Here is a 14,663-nt window from a genome sequence, read left to right on the forward strand (position 1 = left end):
CTGGAGCGGCGTGACGGATCCCACCCCACCGTCCGTTCGTACTCCCGTAACAATGGACTGTGATCTCTCCGGTCTCCTCGATGCCCCGGAGCGCCCACCGGCCCAGGCCGGAGGCGACTCCCTACGTCGACCTCACCCGCTCGGAGTGGAGCGCGCTGCGGGACAAGACGCCGCTGCCGCTCACCGCGGAGGAGGTCGAGAAGCTGCGCGGTCTCGGCGATGTCATCGACCTCGACGAGGTGCGGGACATCTACCTCCCGCTGTCGCGGCTCCTCAACCTCTACGTCGGCGCCACGGACGGCCTCAGAGGCGCGCTCAACACCTTCCTCGGCGAACAGGGTTCGCAGTCGGGCACCCCCTTCGTCATAGGCGTCGCCGGCTCGGTGGCCGTGGGCAAGTCCACGGTCGCCCGCCTCCTGCAGGCCCTGCTCTCCCGCTGGCCCGAGCACCCGCGCGTGGAGCTGGTGACGACGGACGGCTTCCTGCTGCCCACCAAGGAGCTCCAGGCCCGCGGCCTGATGTCGCGGAAAGGTTTCCCCGAGTCGTACGACCGCCGTGCCCTGACCCGCTTCGTCGCCGACATCAAGGCCGGCAAGGACGAGGTGACGGCCCCCGTCTACTCGCACCTCATCTACGACATCGTCCCCGGCGAGCGACTCGTGGTTCGCCGCCCGGACATCCTGATCGTCGAGGGCCTGAACGTCCTCCAGCCCGCCCTCCCCGGCAAGGACGGCCGCACCCGGGTCGGCCTCGCCGACTACTTCGACTTCAGCGTGTACGTCGACGCCCGCACCGAGGACATCGAGAGCTGGTACCTCAACCGGTTCAGGAAACTGCGCGCGACCGCCTTCCAGAACCCGTCCTCGTACTTCCGCAAGTACACCCAGGTCTCCGAGGAGGAGGCGCTCGACTACGCCCGCACCACCTGGCGCACGATCAACCGCCCCAACCTCGTCGAGAACGTCGCTCCCACCCGCGGCCGCGCCACCCTCATCATCCGCAAGGGCCCGGACCACAAGGTGCAGCGCCTGAGCCTGCGCAAGCTCTGACGGTTACGCTGCCGCCATGCTGCATCTGCGCCTGATCACGCCGCCCGAGAAGACCGGGGACGTGATCCGCCTGATCGAGAAGACGGTCGGCACCACGCACCTGGTCGTGATGCCGGGTGCCGCCCGCAACCCCGCGGGGGACGTCGTCCTGTGCGACGTGGCGCGTGAGGCGGGCGACGAACTGCTCACCGGATTGCAGCAGATAGGCCTCGACGACACCGGCTCCATCGCCGTCGAGAACATCGACCTCTCCCTGTCCAAGCGCGCCGACAAGGCCGAGGCGGAGGCCCCGGGCGAGGCCGCGGACGCCGTGCTGTGGGAACACCTGACCGACGCGACCCATGAGGAGTCGACGCTCTCGATCACGTATCTCGCGTTCATCACCCTGGCCACGATGATCGCGGCCTGCGGTGTCGTCCTCGACAACGCGATCCTGATCGTGGGCGCGATGGCGGTCGGCCCGGAGTTCGGCCCGCTGGCGGGTATCTCCACCGCGGTGGTGCAGCGCAGACCGCACCTGGCCCTGCGCTCACTGATCGCGCTGCTCGTGGGCTTCGCGGTGGCGATGGCGGTGACAGTGGGCTTCAGCCTCTTCATGGACGCCGTCGGCCTGTTCACCAAGGAGCAACTGGAGGGCGAACGGCCGCAGACCGGCTTCGTCTACGCCCCCGACTGGTTCTCCTTCGTCGTGGCGGTCCTCGCCGGCGCCGCCGGCACCCTCTCCCTGACCTCCGCGAAGTCCGGCGCCCTGGTCGGCGTCGCCATCTCCGTGACGACCGTCCCGGCGGCCGCCAACGCGGCCGTGGCCCTGAGCTACGGCGACACAGGCCAGACGTGGGGCTCCACGGAACAGCTCCTACTGAACCTGCTGGGCATCATCCTGGCGGGCACCCTGACACTGCTGGCGCAGAAATGGTTCTGGTCCAAACAACGAACCCGGCAAAGCAACGCCGCCTAGGAGCGTCCTGAAGATCTTGAAATCTCGCCCGACTTGCACCGCTTTAGGGCGATCGACATTTAACGGCAATCCGGGGCGAGCCGGGCGGTCAGAGCAAGATCTTCAGCGGACTCCTAGCGGCAACGTCCCTCAGGGGCGCGGGGAACTGCGCGACAAGCCACAACGAACCCGCAGCCCGCCAAGCACAGAACCCCCACCCAGAACCCGGCACCAGGAACTACCCCAGCGCCGACTTCACCGCATCAGCCAACCGCCCCGCCACAGACCGAGCCTGATCAATATCCGCCGCCTCGACCATCACCCGCACCAGCGGCTCCGTCCCCGACGGCCGCAACAGCACCCGCCCGGTGGACCCCAGCTCCCGCTCCGCCTCGGCAACCGCCGCCGCAAGATCCGCGGACGTCTTCACCCGCGCCTTGTCCACATCCGGCACATTGATCAGCACCTGCGGCAGCCGCTCCATCACGCCCGCCAGCTCGCGCAGCGTACGACCGGTCTCGGCGACCCGTGCGGCCAGCAGCAGCCCGGTCAGCGTGCCGTCACCCGTCGTCGCGTGATCCAGGATGATCACGTGCCCGGACTGCTCACCACCGAGCGCGAAGCCGTGCTCCTTCATCTCCTCCAGCACATACCGGTCACCGACCGCGGTCTGCACCAGCGCGATACCCTCCCGCTCCATGGCCAGCTTGAAGCCGAGGTTGGACATCACGGTCGCCACCACGGTCTCGGCCCGCAGAGCGGAGCGTTCCCGCATCGCCAGCGCGAGCACGGCCAGGATCTGGTCGCCGTCGACTTCCTCACCGGTGTGGTCCACGGCGAGGCAGCGGTCCGCGTCACCGTCGTGCGCGATACCGAGATCGGCCCCGTGCTCGACGACCGCGGCCTTGAGCTGCCCCAGGTGCGTCGACCCGCACCCGTCGTTGATGTTGAGCCCGTCCGGCTCGGCCCCGATCGTGACGACCTCGGCACCGGCCCGCGCGAACGCCTCCGGCGAGACCCCCGAGGCCGCGCCGTGCGCTTCGTCCAGGACGATCTTCAGCCCGTCCAGCCGGTTCGGCAGTACGTCGAGCAGGTGGCCGACGTACTGGCCGAAGCCCTCCTCGTAGGACCGGACCCGCCCGACACCGGCCCCGGTGGGCCGCTGCCAGGGCTCACCGCGTCGGTGCTCCTCGTAGACGGACTCGATCCGGTCCTCGATGTCGTCGGGCAGTTTGTGCCCGCCGCGGGCGAAGAACTTGATGCCGTTGTCCGGCATGGCGTTGTGGCTGGCGGAGAGCATGACACCCAGGTCGGCTCCCAGCGCACCCGTCAGATACGCCACGGCCGGCGTCGGCAGCACGCCGACGCGCAGCACGTCCACCCCGGCGCTGGCGAGGCCCGCGACCACGGCGGCCTCCAGGAACTCCCCGGACGCGCGCGGGTCACGCCCGACCACCGCCGTGGGCCGGTGGCCTGCGAAGGTGCCCGCCTCGGCCAGCACGTGGGCCGCCGCGACCGACAGACCGAGCGCCATCTCGGCCGTCAGATCCGCGTTGGCGACACCGCGCACGCCGTCCGTGCCGAAGAGTCGTCCCACTTGTCCTCCTGAGGAAGCGTCAGTTCCGGTCGCCGTGCGGGTGCGGCCCGCGCACATGGCTCCCGTGTCCCAGGCATTCGATGCCTGGCCATCCGATCACACCAGCCTTTGAGCGTCTTGTGCCGTTATACGCCTGTGGGCTGTGATAAACGAACGCCCCGGCGGCACAGTGGCGTGCCGCCGGGGCGTTCGGAGTACGTACGGAGTACGTACCAGCAGGCAGCGAAGCTTAGCGCTTGCTGTACTGCGGAGCCTTGCGGGCCTTCTTCAGACCGGCCTTCTTGCGCTCGACCGCACGGTCGTCGCGCTTGAGGAAGCCGGCCTTCTTGAGCGGGCCGCGGTTGTTGTCGACGTCGGCCTCGTTCAGCGCGCGGGCGACACCGAGACGGAGCGCACCGGCCTGACCGGAGACACCGCCACCGGCGATCCGGGCGATGACGTCGTAGCGGCCCTCGAGCTCGAGCACCTTGAAGGGCTCGTTGACTTCCTGCTGGTGCACCTTGTTCGGGAAGTAGTCCTCGAGGGTGCGACCGTTGATCTTCCACTTGCCGGAGCCCGGAACGATCCGGACGCGGGCAATGGCGTTCTTGCGGCGGCCCAGGCCGGCGGCCGGCTGGGGCTCGCCGAAGCGGGAGGCCATGGACTCCGAGGTGTACTCGCCCTCGACGGGGACCTCGGACTCGGTGGTGTAGCTGTCGATGTCAAGCTCTTCGAGCGGCTGCTCGGCAGTGGTCTCGGCCACGATTCTCCTCAGATTCTCTTCGGTCTTAGGGGGTGGCCGGACTTACTGCGCGACCTGGGTGATCTCGAACGGAACCGGCTGCTGAGCAGCGTGGGGGTGGTTCTCGCCGCGGTAGACCTTCAGCTTCGAGAGCATCTGACGGCCCAGGGTGTTCTTCGGGAGCATGCCCTTGACGGCCTTCTCGATGGCCTTCTCGGGGTTCTTCTCGAGCAGCTCGTCGTAACGGACGGAGCGCAGACCACCCGGGTAGCCGGAGTGGCGGTACGCCATCTTCTGGGTCCGCTTGTTGCCGGACAGGTGCACCTTGTCGGCGTTGATGATGATGACGAAGTCACCGGTGTCGACGTGGGGCGCGTAGATCGGCTTGTGCTTGCCCCGCAGAAGGGACGCGGCGGTGGTGGCGAGACGACCCAGGACGACGTCCTGAGCGTCGATGACGTGCCACTGGCGCGTCACATCGCCGGGCTTGGGGCTGTACGTACGCACGGTTCGTAGCCTTCGCTTCGAGTGAATGGTCCTGACAAGGTCACCGAAACGATCACGACAGCCTGGACCGCACGGCGGCGACGCAAACCGCGTACATGGGGTCGCTGGTCATCGGCCCGGTGGACCGGTGTAAGGGCCCGTCCCGTGAGAATGAGCAAGCCAATACACAACGAACATGCAGGATACCTGCGGCGCGCCCACCCGGTCAAAACGGGTCGACACCGCTCGGCAACCTGTTCGACCCCCCAGTTTAGGGCCTTGCACCCGCACCCCGGACCGCGATCGCCGCGACACAGAAAGTGACCGCCCGCCTCAGGCGCCTGCGCAACCCCGGCGACCAGCAGCGGGACACCAACGGGACGCAGTAGCCGTACGACGAGCAGGCCGCCGGGACCCCGGAGAGCAGCACCCCCACCACGACGTCGACGAGCACCGCCCGCACCAGCCACGAAGCCCTTCGCGCCAACCACCCGGAGATGCCGCATTTGCCCGTCCTCATGGAGCGAACGCTAGGGGCTCCAGGGCCGGTTGAGACGGACCAGCACACCCCTCGGCCCGTCTAAGATGCGCCCCATGAGCTTTGGGCAGGGGGGACCCCAGTCCCAGTGGGATCCCTGGAAACCGCATTCGCAGCAGCCCTGGAACGACGCCGGTGGCCAGAGCCCGGACTGGGCTGCCCTCGCCGAGGCGTCCGAGGCGCGCAACAAGCGCCGCAGACTGCTGTTCATCGGCGGTGGAGCGCTCGCCACCGTGGCGATAGGTGCTGCCGTCGCCGTGGCCGTCGTCTCGGCGAACGGCGACAGCCAGGCCTCGAACCAGCCGAGCTCCCAGCTGCCGGCCACCGCCGACCTCCCGAGCGAGTCCGCCACGGCCCCGTCGTTCGCGCCGACCAGCGCCCCGCCGCCGCTGGACCCGAAGGACTTCGTCTCCAGCAAGAACAAGGACAAGGCCCCGCTCAGCGCGGACCGGCTCTTCCCGGGCACCCAGCTGACCATGGGCGAGACCGTGTACAAGAAGGGCCCGACGGCCGACACGAAGAGCTGCGCCGACGCGGCCAGCGGGACACTGCCGAAGGTCCTCGACGCGAACGACTGCACCCGTCTGCTCCGTGTCACCTATACCAAGGGCGGTGTCGCGGTGACGGTCGGCGTGGCCGTCTTCGACACCGAGGCCCAGGCGGCCAAGGCCAAGGCCGAGGCCGACAGCAAGAGCAGAGTCAAGTCCCTGTCCGGCGGCGGGATCAAGGACTTCTGCAACGCCGCGGTCTGCCGCACGACGACCAACTCCTACGGCCGCTACGCCTACTTCACGATCGCCGGCTACACCAACGGCAACGATGTGACGCCGAAGAACACGGAAGTCTTCTCCTCCGGCGACGACCTGGCCGAGTTCACGTTCCGCCAGATCCGCCGCCGCGGCGAGGCCCAGGCGTCGGCGGCGGCCAACGAGTGACCCGTCCCACCAGCCCGCGCACCCACTCCGGTATGTGACGCGATGCGGATGCGCGGACGCCTCGGGCTGATCGGCGCCGGGGCCGGCGCGGCGCTGCTCGCGCCGCTCGGGACATGGGCGGCCTGGCCGGACGGGGAAACGAGTGGCGACGAGAGCAGGTCGGTGCCCACCGACCTGCGGAAACGGGACCCGCACGCCACCCCTGCCGCGCGCCGGGTGTACGCCCTGCTGGCGACCCTCGAGAACGACGCGCGCCGGGGCCGGCCGAGCCGCACGGTGATCGGCCAGCACGTGGAGCTGCACAACGAGCGGTACAACCCGGCGTACGGCGACTACCGGGGCACCAAGCAGCCGGGCTACTACTACCGCAAGGTCCGGGACATCACCGGCCGGCTCCCCGGCTTCGTGGAGCTGGACCTCGGCCCGGGCTACGGCCGGCCAGGCTGGGCGGTGGGTCAGACCCGCTCCTACTCCAGCGCATGGCCGGGTTGCCGCCGGTACTGGGGGTACGTCGACGACGCCGTCGACCTGGCGGTCGGCGTGTGGGCGGGCCTGCCCCGGCCGGCCGACGGCTCCTACCGCCCCTCGGGCACGCACACGGACTGCGCCTCCGGCGGCGAAGTGTCCCTGCCGAGCAACGGCGGCGGTCCGGCGGGCCTGGTCGGCTTCTCCTTCCACCAGCCGTACCCGGGCAGCCCGGTCAAGGGCTTCGAGCAGACCAAGCACCGCCACTCCCCCGGCGCACGGGATCCCGACTGGTTCGCCCGGGTCGTCACCCCGCGCACCGCCGAGCACGGGGCGCTGCTCCACGACCTCGGCTTCCTCGCCGACCACCTGGGCTACCTCGCGCACGTCGGCGCGGAGAACGAGCTGCCCTCCCAGCTGCGGCTGTCCTGCGGCCTCCGCATTCCCGCCCAAGGAGTACGCGTCAGCGGCACGGCTGCCGCCTGCGCGACCGTCCACTGAAAGTCGCCTGTCAACCCCCGCGGCTCGACCGGACAGTCAGTTACTGGAGAAACATGCCCCGCCATCGCACCAAGGAAGTGAAGACAGAGCGTCTTCGCAAGTACCGGCCTGACATCCAGGGCCTGCGTGCCGTAGCCATCATGATGGTCGTCAGCATGCACTGCGGCATCCTCGACATCCACGGTGGCGTGGACGTGAGCTTCGTGCTGAGCGGCTTTCTCATCGGCAGCCAGCTCTTCGCGGAGATCGAGAAGACCGGCAAGGTGTCCCTGACCAAGTTCTGGGCACGCCGCTTCCGCCGTCTGACGCCGCCCATGGCCGTCGTCATCGTCGGCACCGCGGCCCTGGCGTGGATCTACGGAAGCCCGCTCAAGTTCCGCGACTTCATGGCCGACGGTCTCGCCGCCTCCCTCAGCTTCATGAACTGGCGCCTGGTCGAGACCGGCACCGACTACTTCGCCAACGACGGGTCGCAGTCCCCGTATCAGCACTTCTGGTCGCTGGCCATCGAGGAACAGTTCTCGTCGTCGCCCCGCTCCTTCTCGTCGCGGTGGTCTGGGTCAGCCGCCTGATCTTCCGCAACCGCGCTCTGGTGGCGCTGTTCCTCATGGCCGTCATCGGCGGATCGTTCTATCTGGGCTGGTCTCAGACTCCCGAGAACCAGCCGCTCGCGTACTTCAGCACCCACACCCGGATCTGGGAGATCACCTGCGGCGTCCTGCTCGCCCTCGCCGCTCCCCTTGCCTCCCGCATGAACAGGGGCGTGGCCGCGGTCGTTTCGTGGCTGGGGCTCGGCACCGTGCTCGTCACGGCGATGCTCATCACCGAACACACGCCGCTGCCGGGGTACGCGGTGGCCGGCCCGGTCCTCGGCACCGTCATGGTCATCGCCGGTGGCTGCGCCAATCCCGGGTTCGGCGCGGAGCGGCTGCTCGACAACCCCGTCCTCGACTTCGTCGGCAACGTCAGCTACGGCTGGTACCTGACCCACTGGCCGCTCCTGGTGCTCTGGCCGTCCATCACCGACCGGGAGTTCACGTTCCAGGACCGGCTGCGGGTCGCCGTCCTCTCGTTCCTGGTGGCCGTCCTCCTGCACTACGCCGTCGAGCGTAAGTTCAAGAAGAACGTGCAGTGGGTGGCCCGCCCCTGGAAGGGTGTCTTCACCGGCGGGTTCACCACCGCGGGCACGGCGGGGGCGATGGTCCTGGCCACGATCATCCCGCTGAACCTGGCGACCGCACCCTCGGGGAGCACGCTCGGGGTCGGGTTCACCAGCCAGGCCTCGGTCGAGGACGCCGTGCACCGCACGCAGCTCTCCGCCACCGTGCAGAGCGTTCTTCAGGACACGCCCAAGAACTTCGCCGAGCACGGCTGCATCGACGACTTCGAGGTCAAGAAGTTCGAGATGCGGGACGGCTGTGTCGCCGGTGACCCGAAGGGCAAGAAAACCCTTGTCCTCATGGGGGACTCCCACGCCTGGCAGTGGAACGACGTCTACCACGAGATCGGCAAGGAACTCGGCGTGCGGGTGGTGACCATCGCGAAGGGCGGCTGCTCGCCGCAGGTCTACCGCATCATCAACCCGAACGTGAACCGCGCGTACACCGAGTGCGACAGCTGGCGCGAATCCGCCTTCGCCGAGCTGAAGAAGATCCAGCCCGACGTCCTCGTCATCGCCGACCGGGCCCGCCGTGAGGCGAACCGGGCGGGCGCCGAGACCTCGTTCAAGGTGTTCAAGGAGACGGGCGCCAAGCTCGTCTACATGACGGACACCCCGCAGCCCGGCCAGAACGTCCCCGATTGTCTCGCCACGCACATCGACAACATCTCCCTCTGCAACCGCAAGCAGTGGCAGGCGCTCGAGTACCCGGAGTTCCGCACCATGGAGCGGGAAGTGGCCGAGAAGTACGGTGCGGAGATCATCGACACGACACCCGCGTTCTGCGCCGTGGACATCTGCCCGGCGGTGATCGGCGACCAGGTCGTCTACTTCGACAACAGCCACATCACGTCGACGTACTCGAAGACCCTGAAGCCCTTCCTCAAGCCGGCCCTGGAAGAGGTACTGGACAAGGCATAGCCCGCCTCCCGTCCCGCTCCGGCCACCCCGGCCGGAGCGGTCGGAGCGGACCCGTCAACCCGTTACTGCCCCCGGACGCGCACCCGCCGCGCCTGCCGCTGCCGCTCCGCGAGCTGGTCGTCCGCCGGATAGCCGACCTCCTCCAGAGTCAGCCCGTGCGGCCGGACGACATGCACGGCGCTGTCGCGGACCCGCGCGTCGAGGACCTTCCGCGGCCACTCCACGCCGCGGTGCCCGTCGCCCACGAACAGCAACGCACCGACCATGGAACGTACTTGGTTGTGGCAGAAGGCGTCGGCGCGGACCTCGATCTCGACGATGCCGTCCGCGTGCCGACGCACCCCGAAGTCGAGGATCTCGCGGATCGTCGTCGCCCCCTCGCGCTTCTTCGCGTACGCCGCGAAGTCGTGCTCCCCCACCAGGGTCTTGGCGGCCGCGTCCATCGCGGCGACGTCCAACGCCCAGTCGTGCCAGAGCACATGGTTGCGCAGCAACGGGTCCACGCCGCCGGGATTGTCGGTGACCCGGTAGACGTAGCGCCGCCAGATCGCCGCGAAGCGAGCGTTGAAGCCGCTGGGCGCCTCCCTGAGGGCCCACACCCGCACGTCCCTGGACAGCCGCCCGGCGAGCCGCTTGAGCAGCTTCTCGTGATGCTCACGCCAGACAGCCTCCGGCAGATCCACGTGCGCCACCTGCCCGCGCGCATGCACCCCGGCGTCGGTCCGTCCGGCGACGGTCAGCTCGTACGTGTCCCGCGACCGCGTGACGGTACGCAGCGCGTCCTCGACCTCCCCCTGCACGGTCCGCCGCCCGCCGGCCTGCTTGGCCCAGCCGGAGAAGTCGGTGCCGTCATAGGACAGATCGAGCCGTAGGCGTACGAACCCGGGCTGTACTTCGTCACTCACTCCTTGATCCTCTCAGGTACGCGAAAACGGGCCCGCCCCGTCAAGGGCGGACCCGCTCAGCGAGAGCTCAGCCTCAGGCGTCCTTGGACTCCTCAGCCGCAGTCTCCTCGGCCGGAGCCTCGGCGACGTCCTTGGTGACGTCGACCTTGGTCTCCTCGACCTTGGCCTCCTCGGCCTCCTTGACCGCACGCTTGGTGGCGGCCTCGGCCTCACCCGTGGCCTGCTGCGCAACCGTCAGCGCCTCGACCAGCTCGATGACAGCCATGGGCGCGTTGTCGCCACGACGGTTACCGATCTTGGTGATACGGGTGTAGCCACCCGGACGGTTCTCGTAGCGCGGGCCGATCTCGGTGAAGAGCGTGTGGACGATGCTCTTGTCCGTGATCACCTGGAGCACCTGACGGCGGTTGTGAAGGTCACCCTTCTTCGCCTTGGTGATCAGACGCTCGGCGTACGGCCGCAGCCGGCGGGCCTTCGCCTCGGTGGTGGTGATACGACCGTGCTCGAACAGCGACTTCGCGAGGTTCGCAAGAAGCAGCTTCTCGTGCGCGGCACTGCCGCCCATACGGGCACCCTTGGTGGGCTTCGGCATTGTGTTTCTCCTAGGTGTCTGCCCCGGCCGTGTCAGGTACCGGGGTCAGTATCCGAGCAGGCGGTTACCTGTCGGAGATCCGGGCAGGGCCCCGAAGGGGCCCGTCCGGAAGGGGCGCGGGGAACTGCGCGATCAAGCACAGCGCACCCGCACCCAAAATCCGGCCGTCGAACCCGAGTTCTCAGTACTGCTCGGTCTCGACGAACCCGGCGTCCGCGTCGTCGTCCGCGCCGAACGCGTCCGCAGCGGCGGTCGGGTCGAATCCGGGCGGGCTGTCCTTGAGCGCAAGACCCATACCCGCCAGCTTCGCCTTGACCTCGTCGATCGACTTCGCACCGAAGTTGCGGATGTCGAGCAGGTCGGCCTCGGAGCGCGCAACCAGCTCACCCACGGAGTGGATGCCCTCACGCTTGAGGCAGTTGTACGACCGAACGGTGAGCTCCAGCTCCTCGATCGGCAGCGCCAGATCGGCAGCAAGCGCAGCGTCCGTCGGGGACGGACCCATGTCGATGCCCTCGGCGTCGATGTTGAGCTCACGGGCGAGCCCGAACAGCTCGACCAGCGTCTTACCGGCAGAAGCCATCGCGTCACGCGGACGCATCGCCTGCTTGGTCTCGACGTCGACGATCAGCTTGTCGAAGTCGGTGCGCTGCTCGACACGCGTGGCCTCGACCTTGTACGTGACCTTCAGAACCGGCGAGTAGATGGAGTCGACCGGGATACGACCGATCTCCTGGCCCACCTGCTTGTTCTGCACGGCGGAGACGTAACCACGGCCACGCTCGACCGTGAGCTCCATCTCCAGCTTGCCCTTGCCGTTGAGCGTGGCGAGGACGAGGTCGGGGTTGTGCACCTCGACACCGGCCGGGGGCGCGATGTCGGCGGCGGTGACGAGCCCGGGCCCCTGCTTGCGCAGGTACATGACGACGGGCTCATCGTGCTCGCTGGAAACCACCAGCTGCTTGATGTTGAGGATCAGGTCGGTGACGTCCTCCTTGACGCCCGGCACGGTGGTGAACTCGTGCAGGACACCGTCGATCCGGATGCTGGTGACAGCCGCACCGGGGATCGACGACAGGAGCGTACGACGCAGGGAGTTGCCGAGGGTGTAGCCGAAGCCCGGCTCCAGCGGCTCGATCACGAACCGGGAGCGGAATTCGTCGACGACCTCTTCGGTCAACGAGGGACGCTGAGCGATCAGCATGTGTGGATCAGATCCTTCAGTCGTGGGCGCCCGCTATATGACGCCCGACGGAACCGCCCCCGGCACGAAGGGGCGGGTACTGCAAGGGTACGGGCGATACGGCCCCGGTTCACTCCGCTTGCGCGGGGAAGGGAGCCGTACCGCCCGAATCCTGAAAGCAGCCGAGCCTCAGACGCGGCGGCGCTTCGGCGGACGGCAGCCGTTGTGCGGGGTCGGGGTGACGTCCTGGATGGAGCCGACCTCGAGGCCCGTGGCCTGCAGGGAGCGGATCGCGGTCTCACGACCGGAACCCGGGCCCTTGACGAACACGTCGACCTTGCGCATGCCGTGCTCCTGAGCGCGGCGGGCAGCCGACTCGGCGGCCATCTGCGCGGCGAACGGCGTGGACTTCCGGGAGCCCTTGAAGCCGACGTGGCCGGCGGAGGCCCAGGAGATCACGTTGCCGGACGGGTCCGTGATGGAGACGATCGTGTTGTTGAACGTGCTCTTGATGTGCGCGTGGCCGTGAGCGACGTTCTTCTTTTCCTTGCGGCGCACCTTCTTGGCAGCGCCCTGACGTCCCTTGGGGGGCATCTCTTAACTCCTACGGGAGGTGGTCGGTCCTACAGCGAAGACCGTGGACAGGCGTCCGCTGCGGACTACTTCTTGCCCGGCTTCTTCTTGCCGGCGATGGCGCGACGCGGGCCCTTGCGGGTGCGGGCGTTGGTGCTGGTGCGCTGACCGCGGACCGGCAGACCACGGCGGTGACGCAGACCCTGGTACGTGCCGATCTCGACCTTGCGGCGGATGTCGGCCTGGATCTCGCGACGGAGGTCACCCTCAGTCTTGATGTTGTTGTCGACGTACTCGCGGATCGCGACGAGCTGCTCCTCGGAGAGGTCGCGAACGCGGGTGTTCGGGTCGACGCCGGTGGCGGCCAGCGTCTGCTGCGAAAGGGTCCGGCCGATGCCGAACACGTAGGTGAGGGCGATCTCCACGCGCTTTTCGCGCGGGATGTCAACACCGGAAACGCGTGCCATTCAATGGCTCCAGTTGATCTTCGGAGGTCTTCCGCAGAACCGACTCCCAGCCGCCGTACGAGGTACGAACTGGGTCCCCGGCCTCCGAACCGGGGGTGTCGAGCCGTATGACTCGGGCCCTGCGTATGAACATATTCAGCTCGCGTCGCGCGAATCTCTGCGCATGCAGAGGGAAATGGCCTGCGATCAGCCCTGGCGCTGCTTGTGGCGCGGGTTCTCGCAGATCACCATGACCCGACCGTGACGGCGGATCACCCTGCACTTGTCGCAGATCTTCTTGACGCTCGGCTTGACCTTCATGGGATGTGAGGTTCTCCGGGTCAGTTGCCGGCGGCCCCGCGGGGACCGCGGGACGTGGGGCAAGATCTACTTGTACCGGTAGACGATCCGGCCACGCGTCAGGTCGTACGGAGACAGCTCCACCACGACCCGGTCGTCAGGGAGGATGCGGATGTAGTGCATGCGCATCTTGCCGCTGATGTGTGCCAGGACCTGGTGGCCGTTCTGGAGCTCGACCTTGAACATGGCGTTCGGCAGAGACTCGACGACAGTGCCCTCGATCTCGATGGCACCTTGCTTCTTGGCCACGCTTTGCCCTTCGGAATCGACTACCTTGATCGACCCCTGCACTTTCCCTTGCGGGGCGCATGCAGACATGCGGGTGCACAAGAGCCGACGAGTCAGTCTACGTCAGCGCAACCGGAAAGACGAATCGGGGAAGCCTGCCCCAGCGGGCAGATCATTAAGCGCCGGAGAGGTGCACGCCCTTAGGGGCGCTCAGGCCAACGGATCCGGCGCAGCGACGATCCCGTACTCCGCCAGCTTCGCCTTACCCCCGTCGGGAGACGTGAGCACCAGCGGCCCCTGCTCGGTCAGGGCGACGGAGTGCTCCCAGTGGGAGGACCAGGTGCCGTCCGTCGTGATGACGGTCCAGTCGTCCTTGAGGACCTCCGTCTTCGGGGTGCCCAGCGAGACCATCGGCTCGATCGCGAGGCAGAAGCCCGGCACCAGCTTCGGGCCCTTGCCCCGGCGCCGCTCGACATAGTTCAGCAGGTGCGGGTCCATGTGCATCTCGGAGCCGATGCCGTGACCGCCGTAGTCCTCGATGATCCCGTAGCGGCCCCCGCCGGGCTTCGGCTGGCGGCGGATGTACGTCTCGATGGCCCGTGAGATGTCGACGAGCCGGTTCCCCTGCTTCATCGCGGCGATGCCGGCCCACATGGACTCCTCTGTCACCCGCGACAGCTCGATGAGCTCCGGAGCGTGACCGGACCCGACGAAGGCGGTGTAGGCGGCGTCCCCGTGCCAGCCGTCGATGATGGCGCCGGCGTCGATGCTGATGATGTCCCCGTCCTTGAGGACGACGTCCTCGGCGGGGATCCCGTGGACCACGACCTCGTTCACCGAGGTGCAGATCGTCGCCGGGAACCCGCCGTACCCCAGGAAGTTCGACTTCGCCCCGTGCTCCGCGAGCACCTTCCGCGCCACCTCGTCCAGATCCTTGGTGCTGGCCCCCGGCACGGCGGCCTCACGCGTGGCCGCGTGAATGGCGGCAACGACCAACCCCGCCTCACGCATCTTGGCGATCTGCTCGGGGCTCTTGATCTGCACCATGGGGGCGGGGGCCTTTCTCG

General features: G+C 68.2%; 18 protein-coding genes. 6 read left to right on the forward strand and 12 right to left on the reverse strand.

Annotated elements, in window-relative coordinates:
* The first annotated feature begins 80 nt into the window (after nucleotides 1-80).
* Together coaA and ACKTSN_RS18895 are read left to right on the forward strand one after the other, a co-directional pair.
* Entirely contained in the window at nucleotides 81-1,049 is a 969-nt protein-coding gene (coaA, locus tag ACKTSN_RS18890) for a type I pantothenate kinase (RefSeq protein WP_224733572.1), read from the forward strand.
* A gap of 16 nt (nucleotides 1,050-1,065) precedes the next feature.
* Nucleotides 1,066-2,007 carry a DUF389 domain-containing protein gene (locus ACKTSN_RS18895; protein WP_409470203.1) on the forward strand — a complete coding sequence of 314 codons (942 nt, stop codon included), beginning with the start codon at nucleotides 1,066-1,068 and terminating at the stop codon, nucleotides 2,005-2,007.
* A gap of 217 nt (nucleotides 2,008-2,224) precedes the next feature.
* On the opposite strand, the gene glmM is transcribed toward ACKTSN_RS18895, so the two are convergent.
* From glmM to ACKTSN_RS18915, 4 genes are all read right to left on the reverse strand, one after another.
* Nucleotides 2,225-3,583, reverse strand: coding sequence for a phosphoglucosamine mutase (glmM, locus tag ACKTSN_RS18900; RefSeq protein WP_409470204.1), 1,359 nt, complete (start codon nucleotides 3,581-3,583; stop codon nucleotides 2,225-2,227).
* A gap of 229 nt (nucleotides 3,584-3,812) precedes the next feature.
* Entirely contained in the window at nucleotides 3,813-4,325 is a 513-nt protein-coding gene (gene rpsI, locus ACKTSN_RS18905; RefSeq protein WP_030831638.1) for a 30S ribosomal protein S9, read from the reverse strand.
* A 42-nt stretch (nucleotides 4,326-4,367) separates the two neighbouring features.
* The gene (gene rplM / locus ACKTSN_RS18910) at nucleotides 4,368-4,811 is read right to left on the reverse strand and encodes a 50S ribosomal protein L13 (RefSeq protein ID WP_129799257.1); all 444 of its coding nucleotides are present in this window, start codon (nucleotides 4,809-4,811) and stop codon (nucleotides 4,368-4,370) included.
* Nucleotides 4,812-5,061: 250 nt separating this feature from the next.
* Nucleotides 5,062-5,310 carry a hypothetical protein gene (locus ACKTSN_RS18915; RefSeq protein WP_409470205.1) on the reverse strand — a complete coding sequence of 83 codons (249 nt, stop codon included), beginning with the start codon at nucleotides 5,308-5,310 and terminating at the stop codon, nucleotides 5,062-5,064.
* A gap of 74 nt (nucleotides 5,311-5,384) precedes the next feature.
* On the opposite strand from ACKTSN_RS18915, the gene ACKTSN_RS18920 reads away from it, so the two are divergent.
* From ACKTSN_RS18920 to ACKTSN_RS18935, 4 genes are all read left to right on the forward strand, one after another.
* A complete protein-coding gene (locus ACKTSN_RS18920; protein ID WP_409470206.1) occupies nucleotides 5,385-6,263 on the forward strand; it encodes a hypothetical protein in 879 nt (292 codons plus the stop codon).
* Between the two features lie 48 nt (nucleotides 6,264-6,311).
* Nucleotides 6,312-7,229, forward strand: coding sequence for a hypothetical protein (locus ACKTSN_RS18925; RefSeq protein ID WP_409470207.1), 918 nt, complete (start codon nucleotides 6,312-6,314; stop codon nucleotides 7,227-7,229).
* A gap of 77 nt (nucleotides 7,230-7,306) precedes the next feature.
* A complete protein-coding gene (locus ACKTSN_RS18930) occupies nucleotides 7,307-7,801 on the forward strand; it encodes an acyltransferase family protein (RefSeq protein WP_409470208.1) in 495 nt (164 codons plus the stop codon).
* Entirely contained in the window at nucleotides 7,780-9,309 is a 1,530-nt protein-coding gene (locus ACKTSN_RS18935; RefSeq protein ID WP_409470209.1) for an acyltransferase family protein, read from the forward strand. Before ACKTSN_RS18930 ends, ACKTSN_RS18935 begins: the two co-directional genes overlap by 22 nt.
* A 62-nt stretch (nucleotides 9,310-9,371) precedes the next feature.
* Here the strand turns inward: ACKTSN_RS18935 and truA are convergent, their stop codons facing one another.
* The 8 genes from truA to map form a co-directional block, all read right to left on the reverse strand.
* Nucleotides 9,372-10,214 (reverse strand): tRNA pseudouridine(38-40) synthase TruA, encoded by an 843-nt coding sequence (truA, locus tag ACKTSN_RS18940; protein WP_409470210.1) that lies wholly within the window; start codon nucleotides 10,212-10,214, stop codon nucleotides 9,372-9,374.
* 73 nt (nucleotides 10,215-10,287) lie between these two features.
* The gene (rplQ, locus tag ACKTSN_RS18945; protein ID WP_409470211.1) at nucleotides 10,288-10,806 is read right to left on the reverse strand and encodes a 50S ribosomal protein L17; all 519 of its coding nucleotides are present in this window, start codon (nucleotides 10,804-10,806) and stop codon (nucleotides 10,288-10,290) included.
* Between the two features lie 181 nt (nucleotides 10,807-10,987).
* Nucleotides 10,988-12,010: a DNA-directed RNA polymerase subunit alpha gene (locus tag ACKTSN_RS18950; RefSeq protein ID WP_003966937.1), complete on the reverse strand. Its 1,023-nt coding sequence runs from the start codon at nucleotides 12,008-12,010 to the stop codon at nucleotides 10,988-10,990.
* Between the two features lie 168 nt (nucleotides 12,011-12,178).
* Nucleotides 12,179-12,583 carry a 30S ribosomal protein S11 gene (gene rpsK, locus ACKTSN_RS18955; protein WP_003956432.1) on the reverse strand — a complete coding sequence of 135 codons (405 nt, stop codon included), beginning with the start codon at nucleotides 12,581-12,583 and terminating at the stop codon, nucleotides 12,179-12,181.
* A 65-nt stretch (nucleotides 12,584-12,648) separates the two neighbouring features.
* On the reverse strand, nucleotides 12,649-13,029 hold the full coding sequence (rpsM, locus tag ACKTSN_RS18960) for a 30S ribosomal protein S13 (RefSeq protein ID WP_004984507.1): 381 nt from the start codon (nucleotides 13,027-13,029) through the stop codon (nucleotides 12,649-12,651).
* Between the two features lie 186 nt (nucleotides 13,030-13,215).
* Nucleotides 13,216-13,329: a 50S ribosomal protein L36 gene (rpmJ, locus tag ACKTSN_RS18965; protein ID WP_003998809.1), complete on the reverse strand. Its 114-nt coding sequence runs from the start codon at nucleotides 13,327-13,329 to the stop codon at nucleotides 13,216-13,218.
* 66 nt (nucleotides 13,330-13,395) lie between these two features.
* Nucleotides 13,396-13,617 carry a translation initiation factor IF-1 gene (infA, locus tag ACKTSN_RS18970; RefSeq protein ID WP_003948620.1) on the reverse strand — a complete coding sequence of 74 codons (222 nt, stop codon included), beginning with the start codon at nucleotides 13,615-13,617 and terminating at the stop codon, nucleotides 13,396-13,398.
* A 189-nt stretch (nucleotides 13,618-13,806) separates the two neighbouring features.
* Nucleotides 13,807-14,643 carry a type I methionyl aminopeptidase gene (gene map / locus ACKTSN_RS18975; protein WP_409470212.1) on the reverse strand — a complete coding sequence of 279 codons (837 nt, stop codon included), beginning with the start codon at nucleotides 14,641-14,643 and terminating at the stop codon, nucleotides 13,807-13,809.
* Nucleotides 14,644-14,663: the final 20 nt, after the last annotated feature.

It is taken from the genome of Streptomyces flavusporus (assembly GCF_046267975.1).
In the GTDB taxonomy this organism is placed as follows: domain Bacteria; phylum Actinomycetota; class Actinomycetes; order Streptomycetales; family Streptomycetaceae; genus Streptomyces; species Streptomyces flavusporus.